Below are 15,316 nucleotides of genomic sequence, written 5' to 3'. Positions count from 1 at the left end.
CGATGACACAGGCACAGACACAGGCACAGACACAGAACCGGGCGCGCGTGGTCGTCGTGGGGTCGGGGGTCGCCGGGCTCACCGCGGCGGTCTCAGCGGCCGAGGTGGGCGCGGCCGTCACCGTCGTGGAGCGCGCGCCGCGCGCCGACGCGGGCGGCAACACCCGGCACACCGAGGCGTTCCTCCGGATGCGCTCGATCGACGCGGTCGCCGACGACTTCGAGGAGCGGCTCCTCGGCGACTTCATGGGCCACCCCGACCCGGCTCTGCTGGTGGAGTCGCTGAAGGACCCGGGCACCTGGTCCGCGCCCCTGCGCGCGCTCAGCGTCGCGGACCAGCAGTACGTCGCGACGCTCGCGGAGAACGCGGGCCCGACCCTGCGCTGGATCGAGGGGCACGGTGTCCGGTTCGCCCATCTCGCCACCCCGTTCCTCACCACCTCCACCACGAGGCTCATGCCCGTCGGCGGCGGGCTCGCGCTGGTCGAGGCGCTGACGGACGCGGCGGTGCAGCTCGGCGTGGACTTCCACTACGAGACCACCGCGCGCGCCCTGCTGCTGGAGGGCGGGTCGGTCGTCGGCGTCGCCACCTCGCGCGGGGAGACGCGCGGGGCCGTCGTGCTCGCGTGCGGCGGGTACGAGGGCAACGCGGAGCTGATGGGCCGCTACCACGGGCGCGGGGGGCGGCACACCCGTCCCGTGGCGCGCGGCGGCCACTACAACAAGGGCGAGGGCCTGCTCATGGCGCTCGACGCCGGAGCCGCCACGGCCGGGGACTTCGCGCTCTTCCACGCCGAGCCTGTGGATCCGCGCTCGGGCGTCGCGGAAGCCGCTATCTTCGCGTTCCCGTACGGCATCCTCGTCAACGCCGAAGGACGGCGCTTCACCGACGAGGCCCCCGGCCCGATCGACGCCTGGTACGAGCGGATCGCGCGGCGCGTCCACGCGCAGACCGACGGCGTCGCCTACGCGATCTTCGACGCTGGCGCGTCGGAGGTGCCGAACCTCTCGGCCGCGATCCGCACCGACCAGCCGCCGATCACCGCGCCCACCCTCGACGGCCTCGCCGCCAAGCTGGAGATCCCCGCCGAGGCGCTCGCCGCGACCGTCGCGGAGTTCAACGCGTCATGCGGCCAAGGCGAGTACCTGCCTTTGGAGCTCGACGGGCTCGCCACCTCCGGGCTCACCCCTCCGAAGTCGAACTGGGCCCGACCCCTCGACAAGGGGCCCTACACCGCCTATCCGGTGATCGCCTCCAACGTCTTCACCTTCGGCGGCCTCAAGACCGACGACGCGGCACGAGTCCTGGACAACGACGGCCGCCCCCTTCCCGGCCTGTACGCGGCGGGAGAACTCACCGGCCTCTACTACACGAACTACACGGGATCGACCTCGGTGCTGCGCGGAGCCGTCTACGGGCGGATCGCGGGCCGGGGCGCGGCGGGAGGCGCGTGATGCGGATCTGGCACCAGAGTTTCACCGTCCTGGACGACGTCCCCCACTACCGGGACGCCCTGAGCCGCCACCTCAAGGGCGCCGCGCGGCCCGGTACGACGGTCGAGCTGCACGGCATGGCGGCGGGCACCTACCCGGGTTCGTATCCGGGCGTCCACATCGGGCACCTCTACCTGACGAACCTGCACCGTGAGCAGTTCGTCAAGGCGGCGCTCAGGGCGGAGGCCGAAGGGTACGACGCGTTCTTCATCGCGACGATCCCCGACACCGGCTACGAGGAGATCCGGACGCTGGTGGACATCCCGGTCGTGGCGTTCGGGAACGCGTCTGTGGCGTTCGCGGCGACCGTCGGGTCGCGGGTCGGGATCGTCAACTTCATCGGCGAGCTCGAGCCGCAGCTCAGGCGGAACATGCAGGCGTACGGGTTCGGCGACGTCGTCGGGCCGATCGTCCAGGTCGAGGCGGGGTTCACCGACGTCATGGGCGCGTACGCCGACCCAGGCCCGCTCGTCGCGGCGTTCGAGCGGGCCGCGCGCGAGGCGATCCGGCTTGGCGCGAACGTCATCGTGCCCGGCGAGGGGCCGCTGAACGTGTTCCTCGCCGACCAGGGGATCTCCCGGGTGGACGACGTGCCCGTCATCGACTCGCTCGGCACCGGGCTCGCCCTGGCCGAGACCCGCGCGGTCTTTCACCGCCGCTCCGGCCTTTATCCGCCGCGCACCGGCCTGTACTTCACCCGGCCCGACGCCGAGCTCCTCGCCGCCGCGCGCGCGTTCTACTACGGCGGCGCGGAATGAGCTTCGACTACACCGTCGACGTGGCGGTCGTCGGCGGCGGCGCGTGCGGGCTGATGGCCGCGCTGCGCACCGCCCGCGCGCCCGGCGTGACCGTCGCGGTCTTCGAGAAGAGCACCCGCGACGGCTGCAACACCCAGATCTCCAGCGGCAGCCTCGCCGCAGGGGGAACGCGCTTCCAGCGCGCGGCGGGGATCGAGGACTCGCCGGAGCGGCACGCCGCCGACATCCTCGCCGCGAGCGGGGACGCCGAGGCCGCCCCGCTCGTCCACGCGGTCTGCGCGGCCGCGCCGCAGTACGTCGAGTGGCTCGCCGACGAGCTCGGGCACCCGCTCGAACTCGGCCTCGACATGGCCAGGGCGGGGCAGTCCGTGCCGCGCCTGCACGCCGACCGGGGACGGGCCGGGGGAGCGCTGCTGATCAGGACGATGCGCAAAGCGGTGGAGAACGCCTCGAACATCGCGTTCCTCGACAACACGCCGGGCGAAGGGCTGATCGCCGAGGGCGGCGCGGTGACCGGCGTCGTCGTCCGGGAGAACGGGCGGTCCGTACGCGTCGGGGCTCGGGCCGTCGTGCTGGCCGCCGACGGGTTCGCGGGCAACGCCGCGATGGTCGCCGCGCACTGCCCGGACGCCGCCGACGCCTTCTACGGCGGCGTCAGCACGAGCACCGGCGACGCGATCGGCTGGGGCGTCGCGCTGGGCGCGCGGACCCGCAATATGTCCGGATATCTCGGGCACGGCATGGTGGTCGTCGGGCACGGAACCCGCCTCAACCCGGTGCTGCCGTTCCTCGGCGCGCTGCTGGTCGGCACCGACGGCCGCCGCTTCGCCGACGAGCGCGCCCAGGGGTACTCCAAGCTCGGCCGCCTCATCGCGGCACGGCCCGACCACCGGGCCGTGCTGATCTGGGACGAGCGGATGCACGCGCTCGCGATGCGCTCGGAACTCATGCGCGAATCGGACGCGGCGGGAGCCTTCCGGCGCTATCCGAGCGCCGAAGCCCTCGCCGTCGACCTCGCGCTCCCGCTGGACGCCCTGTCGGCGACCCTGACGGCCTTCCACGCGGTCTCCCGCGAGCCCGGCGCGGCCCAGGACGCCCCGGACGCCGACACCGACCACGGCCCGCTCAAGCCGCCCCTGTACGCCGCCCGCATCACCAGCGGCATCCTCACCACCCAGGGCGGCCTGGAGACCGACCCCACGGGCCGCGTCCTGCACACCTCAGGCGCCCCCATCCCCGGCCTCTACGCCGGCGGCGGCTCCGCCTCAGGCATCTCGGGCCCCACCTCCGACGGCTACATGTCCGGCAACGGCCTCCTCGCCGCCCTCGGCCTAGCCTGGCAAATCGCCACCCACCTAACCCCCTAACCCCCCACCCCCGCACGCACGACCCGCAGGGAACCACGCGGCCGCCACGACCTTTCCCCCGCGACCCGGGCAGGCGCGACCCCGTTGGGAACCACGCGGCCACCACGACCCACCCGCCCCGCGACCCGGTCGGTGCGGTCCCTCTGGGAACCACCTGGCCGCCGTGCCCTCTCGCCCCCGTCGCCCGGTCGGGCGTGGTCCCGTAGGGGAATCGCGCGGCTGCCGTGACCCCGCCCGCCCCCGACACCGGGGCGGGCGGGGTCCCGTTGGGAGCGTGTGGCTGCGGGAGGGTGCGGGGCTGGGGATTGGGTGGGGGTGGTGGGGTGTTCGGGCAGGTGGTGGGGGATGATGCGGGGTGTCGGAGATGTGGGGGGCGGGGGAGTTCGGGTGGGTTTGCGCGGGGGGCCTGTGCTGCTCGGGCACGCGGTGCTGATCCAGCTCGTCACGTTCGTGCTGCGGCCGACGATGTCGTACCGCGCGCTTGAACTCGACGTACCGGCCGCCGCGCTCGGCGTCCTGGCGGCGAGCTTCGCTTTCGCGCCGCTGGTGCTCGCGCTGCCCGTCGGCCAGCTCACCGACCGGATCGGGGAGCGGCGGATCGTGCTCGCGGGCGCGGCCTGCGTCGCCGCGGCGGCCCTCGTGTTCACCTTCCTCGGCGACGGCCTCGCCGGGCTGCTCTGCGGCAGCGTCCTGCTCGGCGTCGGCCACCTCGGCTGCGTCGTAGGACAGCAGGCGCTTGTGGCGAACACCTCCGCGCGCGGAGGCTACGACACGGCTTTCGGGCACTACACGTTCGCCGCCTCCCTCGGACAGTCCCTCGGGCCCACCCTGATCCTGCTGTTCGGCGGCGACCAGCAGATCCCGCACACCGACCGCATCTTCACCGCCTGCGTCGGCGCGGCCGCCCTGCTCGTCGTCCTGTCGTTCGCCCTTCCCGACACCCGCCGGACGGCGTCGGCCGCCAAGACAGGCGACGAAGGCGGGTTCCGGGAACTGGTCCGCCTTCCCGGCCTCGTACGGGCCCTCACGACGAGCTGCATAGTGATCGCCGCCGTCGACATCACCCTCGCCTACCTGCCCGCGCTCGGCGCGGAACGCGGCCTCGCGTCCGGGACCGTGGGGCTGCTCCTGACCGTCCGGGGGCTGGCGTCCATGGGCTCCCGGTTCTTCCTCGGCAGGATGGCGGCCCGCCTCGGCCGTCGCAGGCTGCTCACCACCAGCACCGCGGCCTCCGGGCTCGCCATGGCGGTCCTCCCGTTCGACCTGCCGCTCGCCGCGCTCCTCGCCGTCATGGCCGTCGCGGGGTTCGGCCTGGGCATCGGGCAGCCGCTCACCATGTCGTGGCTCGCCGAGGCGTCACCGCCCGGCCTGCGCGGCAGGGCGATGGCCCTGCGCCTGCTCGGCAACCGCACGGGCCAGATCATCATCCCCTCGGCGGCCGGGGCCCTAGCGGCGGGCCTGGGCGTCGCCGGGGTCCTGTACGCGACGGCTCTCGCCCTCGGCTACGCGTCGCTGTCTTCGCGGACCCTCCCCGTGGACGCCTCAGCGCCCGCCGACAACTGATCCCCGGCGAGCTCGGCGAGGAACGCCGCGACAGCCGGACGGACCGGCCCCACGCCGGGCGCCCTGGTGAGCGCGTAGATCGTGCGCGCCTGCGCGGTGCGCGCGGTCACGACGCCGTCGGGCATGTCGCGCAGGCCGAGCTCGGGGATGAGCGCGACGCCGAGCCCTTCGGCGACGAGGTCGAGCGCGAGGCCGAAGTCCATGACGGTGTGCCGTACGTCGGGGGAGAAGCCGACGTCATGGCACGCCTGCCGCGTGGAGTCCCCGCACGGCGTCCCGGGAGCGGCCGCTATCCACGGCGCGTCACGCAGCTCCTCCAGTGACGACGCCTTCGCATACGCCCCCGACGCCGGTACGCACAGGTGCAGGGGGTCCCGAAGGACGGCCCTCCTGGACAGTCCCGAAGGGAAGTCCACGGGCACGTGGTCGTACTCCTGCGCGATGACGACGTCGAGGGCGGCGAGCCGCAGATCGCCCAGGGTCCTGACGTCCTCGCCCTCGTTGACGCGCACGTCAAGGCCGGGGTGACGGCGCAGCGTACGCGTCACGGCAGGTCCGACCAAGGCACGTGCCGCACTCGGAAACGCGCCCACCCGGACGGTTCCGCTGATCCCCTTGCGTGCCGCCGCCACGGCGGCCTCCGCGCGGTCAAGGGCACGGGCCACCTCCTCGGCGGCAAGGGCGAGCGCCTGCCCCGCGGGCGTCAGCGCGATCCCGCGCCCCACCCGCTCGACGAGGTCACAGCCCGCCTCGCGCTCGAGCAGGGCGAGCTGCTGGCTCACCGCCGACGGCGACACGCACAGGGTCTCGGCGGCGGCGGTCACCCCGCCCCGGACCGCGACCGTGTGCAGGACGCGCAGGCGTCGGGCGTCAAGTTCCATGAAGCGATGCTACATAGTCGGTGAAGAAAGCTGAACTTGTCCTGAAGAGTCGGTCGCGGTCAGGCTTGACGGGTGCCATCACGTCATCGGGCCCTCGCCGTCGCGGTCGCCGCGATCTGGGGCGTCAACTTCGTCGTCATCGACCTCGGCCTGCGCGAGGTCCCCCCGCTCGTCCTCACCGCCCTGCGCTTCCTCGCCTGCGCGGTCCCGCTCGTCTTCCTCGTGCCCCGGCCCACCTCAAGGCTCAGGCACGTCGTCGCCTACGGGCTCGCGCTGGGCGTCGTGAAGTTCGGCCTGCTGTTCACCGCGATGGCGCACGGCATGCCCGCCGGGCTCGCCTCCCTGGTCATCCAGGCCCAGGCGCTGTTCTCGGTGGCGCTCGCCGCGCTCGCGCTCGGCGAGCGGGTCAGGTCGGCGCAGGCGGCGGGCGTCGCGGTCGCGTCGGGCGGGATCGCGCTGCTCGCGCTCGGCAGGGGCGAGCACGCGCCGCTCGCGGGCCTCCTGCTGACCGTCGGCGCGGCGCTGGCCTGGGCGTGCGCCAACATCGTGGTGCGGCTCAGCGGCGAACGCCGCCCGCTGTCGCTGCTCGCGTACTCGAGCCTCGTCCCTCCGCTGCCCCTGCTCGCCATCGCAGGAGCCCAGGACGGCCTCGCCGCCACCGTGCGCGCGCTCACCCACCTGTCTTGGACGGCTCTGCTCGCGGTGGCCTTCATCTCCTACGCGTCGACGCTCCTCGGCTTCGGCGTGTGGAACCGTCTGCTGGCCGAGCACGGGGTGGCGAAGGTCGCGCCCTATGGGCTGCTCGTCCCGGTCTTCGGGCTCGGCGCGGCGGCGGTCGTCCTCGGCGAACCCGTCACCCCCGCCGTCGCGACGGCCGCCGCCGTCGTGCTGTTCGGCCTCTTCCTCGTCGGACGGCCGGTCCGGGTCAGTCCTGGCCTTCCGGCCGGGTCGACGGCCACCGGAAGGTGAGCGAGCCGCCCACGGGCAGCTTCCGCCACCGCTCCGCGAACGCCTCGACGGCGGGCATCACCCGCCGCACCAGCGCGTCGATCTCCGGGTCGGCGGGCCTTGGCGGGACCCACTCGGGCCGCCGCGCGCCGTGCATCCGCCGCCAGGCGAGGTCGACGGCGGCCGCCAGGTCCTCCGACAGGCCCATGTCGCCCGCGCCCTTGTGGTCCTCGACCTTGAGCGACGCCTGCTTGCGCTTCTGCCTGCGCACCGCGCGGCGGTGCGCCTTCGGGTCGTCGCCCTCCCGGACGGCTTTGGGGAGTTCCCCTCCACCCCGTGCGATCCGCCCGTACAGGCCGCCCGTAAGCCCCAGCTCGGCTTCCACGAGGTAGTGGATCACGTCATGGGGGAGGTGCTCGTCGTAGCCGGGAGCGGGGTCCATCTCCTGCGCGGGGAACCCTCGCGGTTCGGCGAGCACCGCGTATCTGCGCTCGCCCGTGCGGCGGAAGGTGACGTCCATCCTTCGACGGTAGGACGCGGGCCCGTCTCCGTCATCCGGTTTTCCGGCCCGGCGGAGCAGGCCACAGACCCGTATTGGCCGGTGACAAGGGGGCCGGACGGTACTTGACTCGCTTACCGGAGGAGACTCGGCGGACGGGGTCCTCCGGAGGAAGAGAGGCGCGGCCATGCTGGCATCGGGAGTCGGACGGTTCGGGCGGAGGGCCTGGCTTGAGCTGGGGCTCGCCGAGGAGCTGCTGGAGGCGGTCGGGCGGCCGGACCCCTCGCCGTATCTGCCGTCGCGGCTCGCGGTCGGCGAACTGGCCTGCGACAGCGTCGCGCTGAGCGCACTCGCCCTGAACCTCGCGGCGGCCGACCGCGCCGGAACCGGCGGCCCGGAGCCCGTCGCGCTCGACGGCGTCCGCGTCGCCACCTCGTTCCAGAGCGAACGGCACCTGCGGGTGGACGGCGAGCGCCCCGATGTCTGGTCGCCCCTCTCCGGCTTCTTCAAGACGGCCGACGGTTGGGTACGCACGCACGCGAACTACCCCCACCACGGACGCGCCCTGCGCGCCCTCCTCGGCGCGTCAGACACGGCCGCCAAGGACGACGTCGCAAGGCTGATCGCCGAGCGCGGCGCGAAGGAACTAGAAGACAAGGCTGCGGAAGCGGGCGCGATCGTGTTCGCCGTACGCAGCGCGCAGGAGTGGCGTGAGCACCCGCACGCCCGCGCGCTCGCGGGCACCCCGCTCGTGCGCGCGCGTATCCGCGCCGAAGGCCCGCCCCGGCCTTGGCGGGGCGACGGCGGCCTCCCCTTGTCCGGCGTCCGCGTGCTCGACCTGACGCGGGTGATCGCGGGCCCCGTCGCGACCCGCGACCTCGCGTTCGCCGGGGCCGACGTTCTGCGGCTCGACTCCCCGCACCTGCCCGAGTTCCCCTGGCAGCACCTCGACACCGGCCACGGCAAGCGCAGCGCCCTGCTCGACCTGCGCTCCCGCGCCGGCCGCGCCGCCCTTGACGACCTCCTCAAGCGCGCTGACGCCGTCGTCACCGGCTACCGCCCCGGCGCGCTCGCCCCCTACGGCCTCGCCCCCGACGACCTCCTCGACCGCTTCCCCGGCCTCGTCGTCGGGACCGTCAGCGCCTGGGGCGACACGGGCCCGTGGGCGGGCCGTCGCGGCTTCGACAGCATCGTCCAGGCGGTCTCCGGCATCGCGCTCATCGAAAGCCCCGACGGCGTCACCCCCGGCGCCCTCCCCGCCCAGGCCCTCGACCACGCCGCGGGCCACCTCCTCGCCGCCGCCCTCACCACATCCCTCACCCGCTCCCGCACCGCCCACGTCTCCCTCTCCCTGGCCCGCCTGGCCCTGGAACTCCTCGCCCACCCGGCCCAACCCACCACCCCCGCGACCCAGCCCCCGCCCACCACCCAGACCTTCCCCCTCGCCTCGGGCCCCCTCACCACGCCCCTCCCCGCGTTCACCTACGCCCACGGCCCCTCCACCCACCCCTCCCCGGCCCCCTGGTCCACCGCCACTCCGACCTGGCTTTGACCAAGCGCGCGGGGGTCAGTTCGGCAGGCGGTGGACGACGGCGTTGACGCGGGCGGGGAAGGTGCGGGCGAAGTCGTTGTCGAAGTCCCACTCGATGGTGAGGACCTCGGCGGCCAGGGAGGCCGCCTCGGCGGGCAGGTCGCTCGCGTTGTTGCGGACCAGGACCGCCCCCGCGACGCGGGAGACGTCGTCGGAGCCGAGCAGGAGCCGTTCGGGAGGGGTCGGGGTGTACTGGCCGACGAGCGCGGCCATCCGGTCGATGCCGCGCGCGGTCGGCGCGGCGACGACGACCCGCAGCCGCGACGGGAGCGTGGCGAGGCGGCGCAGCAGCGGCGGCGCGGGCATCGCGTTGATCTCGATGACCGTGTCGAAGGAGTCGACCAGCCCTTCGAGGTCGCGCAGGTGGAAGATCGGCGTCGCGATCGCGTCGTACTCGGCGTCGAGGCGGCGGCCCGCCGCGTCGGCCAGCAGCACGGGTTCGACGGCGATGCCCGAGGTCCGCTCGACCAGCGCGCACATCCGTTCCAGGTCGCGCTGGTTGCACTCCACGAACGCCACGCGCGGGGCGGGCCGCAGCGAGGCGAGCGCGTCGGCGATCATCCGCTGGATGTCCCCGGCCGGGAGCCCCGCCGACTGGGCGCGCATGACGAGGCCGCGCAGGTCGCGGTCGAACCGCTCGGCCGACAGCGCGGTGCTCTCCGGCGCGGCGGTGACGACGCTGCCCTGCCTCGGGCTCGTCCGTACGAACCCGTCACCCGCGAGCCGGTGCAGCGCGCGGTCGACCGTCGAGGGGTTGGTGCCGAGCTCGGCGGCGAGGGCGCGGCAGGAGGGAAGCCGGGAGCCGACGGTGTAGACGCCCGCCCCGATGCGGTCGCGGAGGATGCGGTGGACGTCGTTCAGCGTCAGCAGGCCGGTGCTCAATCAGACTCCCCGATCAGGACCACGACGGGACGAGGATAGGCCGCTTCGCGAACCCCCCGCAGCCCGGACGAGACAAGCAGATCAGCAAGTTCCACAGCTTTTCTGGCTCTTCCCGGCGTCTCGATCTGCATCATCAGGTCGAACAGCGGTCCGAGGGGTCCGGGGGCGTCTCCGGGAATCTCGATCACCACCACCGAGCCGCCCGGCGCGAGCGCCTTCCGCGCCTCGGCGAGGACAGTCGCGCACTGCTCGTCGGTGAGGTCGTGCAGCAGGTGCGACAGCAGGACGGTGTCCGCCGAGCCGGGCTCGACGCCGCACGCGGGGACGGCCAGCACGTCGGCCTCGCGCACCTCGACCGTGTCGGGGACCGTCGCCCGCGCCCACACGGCGACCTCGGGCAGATCCACGAGCGTGACGTGCGCGCCCGCACCGGCGAGCGGCACCGCGTAGGAACCCAGCGCCCCGCCGACGTCGAGGACACGGCGGCCCGGCGCGAACTCCGGCAGAACGGTCAGATCGGGTCCGGTCTCCCGGGCGAGCACCGCCAAGGCCGCGAGGAAGTCGCGCGCTACTTCGGGTTCGGTACGCAGCCGCTCCTTCCAGGGGGCGAGCCGGGGCAGACCGGTGCGCAGCGTGGGGTCGAGATCCGTCCAGACCGAGGCGAAGAACGCCTCCTTGCGCACGAGGGGCGCGAGGTCGCCGTCGGACGCGAGCCGCCGCGCGAGCGGGGTCGGCACGTTGCCGTCCGCCAGCAGGCCCAGCGCGGTGAGGGCGGCGAGGAGCGCGGCGGTCGGCTTCGGTGCGAGGCCCGCGGCGGCCGCGACCTCGTCCGGTGTGCGCGGGCCGGGGCCGAGCACGTCGAACAGCCCGACCCGGCAGGCCGCGGCGATCGCCGCCGCCGGCTGGTAGCCGGTCAGCGCGTCGATCACGTCGAAAGTCGTTCTCATCTTCACTCCCGGTGTTCTGTCAGACCCCCTCGGTAGCCTCGATCGGGTCCGGGAAAGTCCGGGTCGGTCGAGGAAGGGGAGAACGGTGAACCGTCGGCTCATCAGGGGTTTCGGCAGGGGTGCCGGTGTTGTCGTCGCGCTGTGCGGGGCGCTGCGGCGCGGCCTGCGGCGCGGGTGCCGGTCAGGGCGTCCCGCGCGTCGCCCGGTAGGCGCGCAGGCCCGCCCACAGCGCGGCGACCTCGTCGCGGGCCCGCGTCCACACACCCGTGCGCGGGGCGCGCCCGTCGTCGGCGAGCAGCGCGCGTGCCGCAGCACGGCCGGAGACGCCCGACAGGCCGCCGCCGGGATGCACGCCGGAGCCCGCCAGATAGAGGCCGGGCAGCGGTGTCCCGGGCGCGGCGATCCCGGGCGGCCGCCAGCCGAGCAGCTGGTCGACGCCGAGGTCGAGGTGGTTGGGGTTTCCGTCGCCGTGCAGCCGGGCGGCCCAGCTCGCGGGGCCGGTCACGGTGACGTCGCCGCGCGCGAGGTCGGTGCCGAGAATCCGGTCCGCAGTGGTGAGCACGCGCAGGGCGGCGGCGTGCTCCAGCTCGGGCGTCCAGGGGCCGTCGGCGCGGCGCAGCGGCACGACCGAGGACAGCCAAACGCCGGTGCCGCCGCCCGCGACCATCGCCCAGGGCGATGCGGGCAGTCGACCGGCGAGCACGTCGCCGAAGCCGCGGCGCAGGTCGTCGAGGCCGTCCTGGACGAAGCAGACCGGGCCGGTCGGGCCGCCGACGTCGTCGGGAAGGGCGACGCCGGTCACCGAGACCGTCAGCTCGCACACGTTCAGCCTGCCGGAGACGGCCTGGGCGGCGGCGGTGCGCAGTGCCTCGGGCGGATCGGTCAGCAGCGCGACGGTCCGCCGCACGTCGAGCGTGGACACCACACGGTCGGCGGTGAGTTGTTCGCCGTCGGCGAGGGTGAGCGTGAAGCCGGCCGGCGTCCGGGTGAGGGAGGCGGCCTTCGCGCCGGTCCGCAGGCCGCCGCCCGCCGCACCGAGGGCGGCGACGAGCGCGTCGACAAGCGCGCCCGAGCCGCCGACGGGACGGATCGCGGGCGCGCCGTGCGAGCCGGGCAGCAGCAGCGCGAACATGCCGGACCCCGCGGCCCAGGGCGGGATCTGCGCGTGCGCGGCGTGCAGCGCGAGGGCCGCGCGGGTGTGCGGGTCGGTCAGCGTGCGCTCGAGCACCGCCTCGGCGGGGGAGAGCAGCATCCGGAACGTCGCGTCGCCGCCCGGCACGCGGTGCAGCGCGGCCGCGAGCTCGGTCGGTGTGGGCGGCCTGGCGAAGGAGTCGAGCACGCCGAAGAACGCGGCGGCCTTGCGGGCGAGGTCGAGGTAGGCGGGTCCGTCCGCGCCGAGGCTTTGCGCGGTCCGCTCGGCCGACACCTCGAACGCCCTGCTGCGCCCGTCGCCGAAGCGCATTGCGCTGAGCCGGTCGCGCTCGGCGTACTGGAGGCCGAACCCGGCGAGCCCGAGTTCGGCGGCGACCTCGGCGATCCCGCCGTGGTCCACCGCGCCGCGCTCGATCACCGAGCCGTCCGGCAGCGTCTGGGTCCACACGCAGCCGCCGGGGGTGTCGGCGGCCTCGAGCACCGTCACGTCCACGCCCGCGCGCGCGAGATGGACCCCGGCGACAAGGCCGTTGTGCCCGCCGCCGATCACCAGCGTCCTCACGCGCCGCCCCCCAACCGGGAGAAACCGCTCGCGCGCAGCCCGGACGCGGCGGCGAGCCGTGCGGCGAGGGCGCGCGAGCGCGCGATCTGCTCGGCCTCGTCCACGGTGGCGCACGCGTGGTCGGCGACGACCCTGCGGCCGTCCACCCACACCGCGCGCACGGCCCGGGGCGAGGCCCCGTACACCAGCTGGCCGCACGGGTCGTGCAGCACCGACACGCAGACGGAGTCCTGCAGCAGCACGAGGTCGGCGCGTTTGCCCGCCTCGAGGGATCCGACCAGGTGGTTGAGGCCGAGCGCGCGCGCTCCGTCGAGCGTGGCCATCCGCAGCACGGTCGGGGCGTCGATCACCGACGGGTCGAGCGCGTTCACCTTCTGGAGCAGCGCGGCCATCTTGACGGCCTGGAGCATGTCCTGGCCGTCGTTGGAGGCCGCTCCGTCGGTGCCGATGCCGACGGCGATCCCCGCCGCGCGCAGCCTGGGCACCGGGCACACCCCGGAGCCGAGGATCATGTTCGCCACGGGGTTGTGCGCGATGGCGACGTCGTGCGCGGCGAGGATCTCGACGTCGGCCTCGGTCACCCACACGCCGTGCCCGGCGATGAGCGGCCGGTCGAACATGCCGAGGGACAGCGCGTGCGGGATCGTGCGGCGGCCCCAGCGCTGGGCCGCCGCCACGAGTTCCTCGCGCACCTCGGCGAGATGGGTGTGCACGGCCCAGCCGTGCGCGCGGCAGGCGTCCGCGCCCGCCTCGAGCAGCGCGTCGCTCTGCCCGAGCAGGGTGCCGACGCCGTACCGGAAGGAGACGAGTTCGGCGGCGGCCGCGGCCTCGGCCAGCGCGGTCTGCTCGGCCATGACCCGGGCCACGTCGGCCCAGGGGTCCGCGCCGGGTACTGCCGCGTCCTCAGCGCCGAAGGAGACGACGCCGCGCAGCCCTGATTCCGCGAGTCCGGCGACGACGCCTACGCTCGCCGCCTCCTCGGGGTTGCAGTGCACGAACATGTCGTTGACCGTGGTCACCCCGGAAAGGAGCATCTCCACGGCGCGCAGCCGCGTGCCCTCGCGCGCGTCCTCGGCGGTGAGCGCCGAGCCGAGGGGGCCGACGATCCGCTCACCCCACTCGAACAGGGTGAGCTCCGACCCCATGCCGGTCGCCAGCGCCTCCGACAGGTGCGTGTGCGTGTTGACGAAGCCGGGGACGAGCAGGCCCGTGCCGTCGCCCTCGACGGGCAGGCCGGGCAGCTGCGCGCGCAGCTCACGGTACGGGCCGACCGCGACGATCGCGCCGTCCCGCACGTGGACCGCGCCGTCCTCGATGTCGCCGAGAGGACCGACAGTCAGCACCCACGCGGCACGGACAAGGGTCTCCTCGCGCACTGGAAGGCTGCTCACGCGGCCTCCTCCGCGATGTCGCGCAGGACCGCGCGGAGCACCCCGACGAACACGTCGATCTCGGCCGGGGTGATCACCAGCGGGGGCGTCACCCGGACCGTGCCCTCGGAGTTGAGGACCGAGCCGACGAGGACGCCGCGCTCCTGCATCGCGACCGCCACCCGCTGGGCGGGCACGCTCACCTCGAACGCGCACCACAGGCCGCGTCCCCGGATCTCGGTGAGCAGGTCGGGGAACTGACCGCGCACCGAGTCGAGCCTGTCGCGCAGGTAGTCGCCGAGCTCGGCGGACCTCGCGACGAGTCCTTCGCGTTCGATCACGTCGAAGGCGGCGATGCCCGCCGCGCAGGCGACCGGGTTGCCGCCCATGGTGGTGAGGTGGCTGAGCGCGGGTTCGAGGAACGTCGCGAAGACGTCGGCGCGGGCGAGCACGGCCCCGAGCGGCAGCCCGCCGCCGACGGCCTTGGCGCAGGTGACGATGTCGGGCTTGACGTCCCACAGCTGGTGGGAGAACCAGGCCCCGGCCCGTCCCATGCCGCCCTGCACCTCGTCGCAGATGAGGAGCGCGCCCGCACGGTCGCACAGCTCGCGCAGGCCGGGCAGGAACCCGTCGGACGGGACCCGGATGCCGCCCTCGCCCTGGATCGGCTCGACGATGACGGCGGCGGTCCGCTCGTCGATCGCGGCCGCGGCCGCTTCGAGGTCGTCGAACGGGACGAACTCGACCTCGGGCAGCAGCGGTTCGAACGGGGTGCGCCACTGCTCGCGCCAGCTGACCGACAGCGCGCCGAAGGTGCGGCCGTGGTAGGCGCGCTCCATCGCGACGAACTTGGGCCGTCCGGTGTGCTTGCGCGCGAGCTTCAGCGCGCACTCGGTGGACTCCGCGCCCGACGACGTCAGGTAGACGGTGTCGAGCTCGCCGCCGACGGCCCGCACGAGCCGCTCGGCGATCTCGACCTGCTCGGGGACCACGAACCGCCCGTAGACGTTGACGTGCGCGTACCGGGTCATCTGGGCCTGCACGGCCTCCACGACCTCGCGCCGGGTGTGCCCGACGTTGGCGACCGCGATCCCGGACGTCATGTCGAGGTAGACCTTGCCGTCGGCGGCGCGCAGCGTGCACCCCTCGGCCGCCGACACGACGAGCTCCTTGCGTCCCGGAACCGTCTGCGACAGCCGCGCCGCGAACCTGTCCCGATACGACTCAAGCTCCTCATCGGTCATCGTCGCCGAAGGCACAAGATTGTTCAGCATCGTTCTCTCCTTCACTTCTCACGGCGACT

The 15,316-nt window shown here is 74.2% G+C and carries 13 protein-coding genes; 6 read left to right on the top strand and 7 right to left on the bottom strand.

Annotated elements, in window-relative coordinates; all coding sequences use genetic code 11:
• The first annotated feature begins 2 nt into the window (after nucleotides 1-2).
• The 4 genes from R9X44_RS07705 to R9X44_RS07690 all read left to right on the top strand — a co-directional run bounded on the left by R9X44_RS07705 (nucleotide 3) and on the right by R9X44_RS07690 (nucleotide 5,181).
• Nucleotides 3-1,454, top strand: a complete 1,452-nt coding sequence (locus tag R9X44_RS07705; protein ID WP_319813297.1) for an FAD-dependent oxidoreductase — start codon at nucleotides 3-5, stop codon at nucleotides 1,452-1,454.
• Nucleotides 1,454-2,251, top strand: coding sequence for an aspartate/glutamate racemase family protein (locus tag R9X44_RS07700; RefSeq protein ID WP_319813296.1), 798 nt, complete (start codon nucleotides 1,454-1,456; stop codon nucleotides 2,249-2,251). Before R9X44_RS07705 ends, R9X44_RS07700 begins: the two co-directional genes overlap by 1 nt.
• The gene (locus tag R9X44_RS07695) at nucleotides 2,248-3,618 is read left to right on the top strand and encodes an FAD-dependent oxidoreductase (RefSeq protein ID WP_319813295.1); all 1,371 of its coding nucleotides are present in this window, start codon (nucleotides 2,248-2,250) and stop codon (nucleotides 3,616-3,618) included. The genes R9X44_RS07700 and R9X44_RS07695 overlap by 4 nt, the downstream gene beginning before the upstream one ends.
• A 387-nt stretch (nucleotides 3,619-4,005) precedes the next feature.
• Nucleotides 4,006-5,181: an MFS transporter gene (locus R9X44_RS07690; RefSeq protein ID WP_319813294.1), complete on the top strand. Its 1,176-nt coding sequence runs from the start codon at nucleotides 4,006-4,008 to the stop codon at nucleotides 5,179-5,181.
• On the opposite strand, the gene R9X44_RS07685 is transcribed toward R9X44_RS07690, so the two are convergent.
• Nucleotides 5,121-6,062, bottom strand: coding sequence for a LysR family transcriptional regulator (locus R9X44_RS07685; protein WP_319813293.1), 942 nt, complete (start codon nucleotides 6,060-6,062; stop codon nucleotides 5,121-5,123). The two genes, R9X44_RS07690 and R9X44_RS07685, sit on opposite strands and share 61 nt — an antisense overlap.
• A 72-nt stretch (nucleotides 6,063-6,134) precedes the next feature.
• On the opposite strand from R9X44_RS07685, the gene R9X44_RS07680 reads away from it, so the two are divergent.
• The gene (locus tag R9X44_RS07680) at nucleotides 6,135-7,031 is read left to right on the top strand and encodes an EamA family transporter (protein WP_319813292.1); all 897 of its coding nucleotides are present in this window, start codon (nucleotides 6,135-6,137) and stop codon (nucleotides 7,029-7,031) included.
• Here R9X44_RS07680 and R9X44_RS07675 read toward each other — a convergent pair.
• A complete protein-coding gene (locus R9X44_RS07675) occupies nucleotides 6,988-7,530 on the bottom strand; it encodes a hypothetical protein (protein WP_319813291.1) in 543 nt (180 codons plus the stop codon). The genes R9X44_RS07680 and R9X44_RS07675 overlap by 44 nt on opposite strands.
• Before the next feature lie 166 nt (nucleotides 7,531-7,696).
• Here R9X44_RS07675 and R9X44_RS07670 point away from each other — a divergent pair, with 166 nt between their 5' ends.
• Nucleotides 7,697-9,061 (top strand): CoA transferase, encoded by a 1,365-nt coding sequence (locus R9X44_RS07670; protein WP_319813290.1) that lies wholly within the window; start codon nucleotides 7,697-7,699, stop codon nucleotides 9,059-9,061.
• A 15-nt stretch (nucleotides 9,062-9,076) separates the two neighbouring features.
• Here the strand turns inward: R9X44_RS07670 and R9X44_RS07665 are convergent, their stop codons facing one another.
• From R9X44_RS07665 to R9X44_RS07645, 5 genes are all read right to left on the bottom strand, one after another.
• Nucleotides 9,077-9,982: a winged helix-turn-helix domain-containing protein gene (locus tag R9X44_RS07665; protein ID WP_319813289.1), complete on the bottom strand. Its 906-nt coding sequence runs from the start codon at nucleotides 9,980-9,982 to the stop codon at nucleotides 9,077-9,079.
• Nucleotides 9,979-10,929 (bottom strand): methyltransferase, encoded by a 951-nt coding sequence (locus R9X44_RS07660; protein WP_319813288.1) that lies wholly within the window; start codon nucleotides 10,927-10,929, stop codon nucleotides 9,979-9,981. The genes R9X44_RS07665 and R9X44_RS07660 overlap by 4 nt, the downstream gene beginning before the upstream one ends.
• A 181-nt stretch (nucleotides 10,930-11,110) precedes the next feature.
• Complete coding sequence (locus R9X44_RS07655; RefSeq protein WP_319813287.1) at nucleotides 11,111-12,643, bottom strand: NAD(P)/FAD-dependent oxidoreductase; 1,533 nt, start codon at nucleotides 12,641-12,643, stop codon at nucleotides 11,111-11,113.
• Nucleotides 12,640-14,034: an amidohydrolase gene (locus tag R9X44_RS07650; protein ID WP_319813286.1), complete on the bottom strand. Its 1,395-nt coding sequence runs from the start codon at nucleotides 14,032-14,034 to the stop codon at nucleotides 12,640-12,642. Before R9X44_RS07650 ends, R9X44_RS07655 begins: the two co-directional genes overlap by 4 nt.
• On the bottom strand, nucleotides 14,031-15,287 hold the full coding sequence (locus tag R9X44_RS07645; RefSeq protein ID WP_319813285.1) for an aspartate aminotransferase family protein: 1,257 nt from the start codon (nucleotides 15,285-15,287) through the stop codon (nucleotides 14,031-14,033). Before R9X44_RS07645 ends, R9X44_RS07650 begins: the two co-directional genes overlap by 4 nt.
• Nucleotides 15,288-15,316: the final 29 nt, after the last annotated feature.

Origin of the sequence: Actinocorallia sp. A-T 12471 (assembly GCF_033875155.1) — a bacterium.
GTDB lineage: Bacteria > Actinomycetota > Actinomycetes > Streptosporangiales > Streptosporangiaceae > Actinocorallia.
This window is presented reverse-complemented; position numbering and strand designations above follow the sequence as displayed.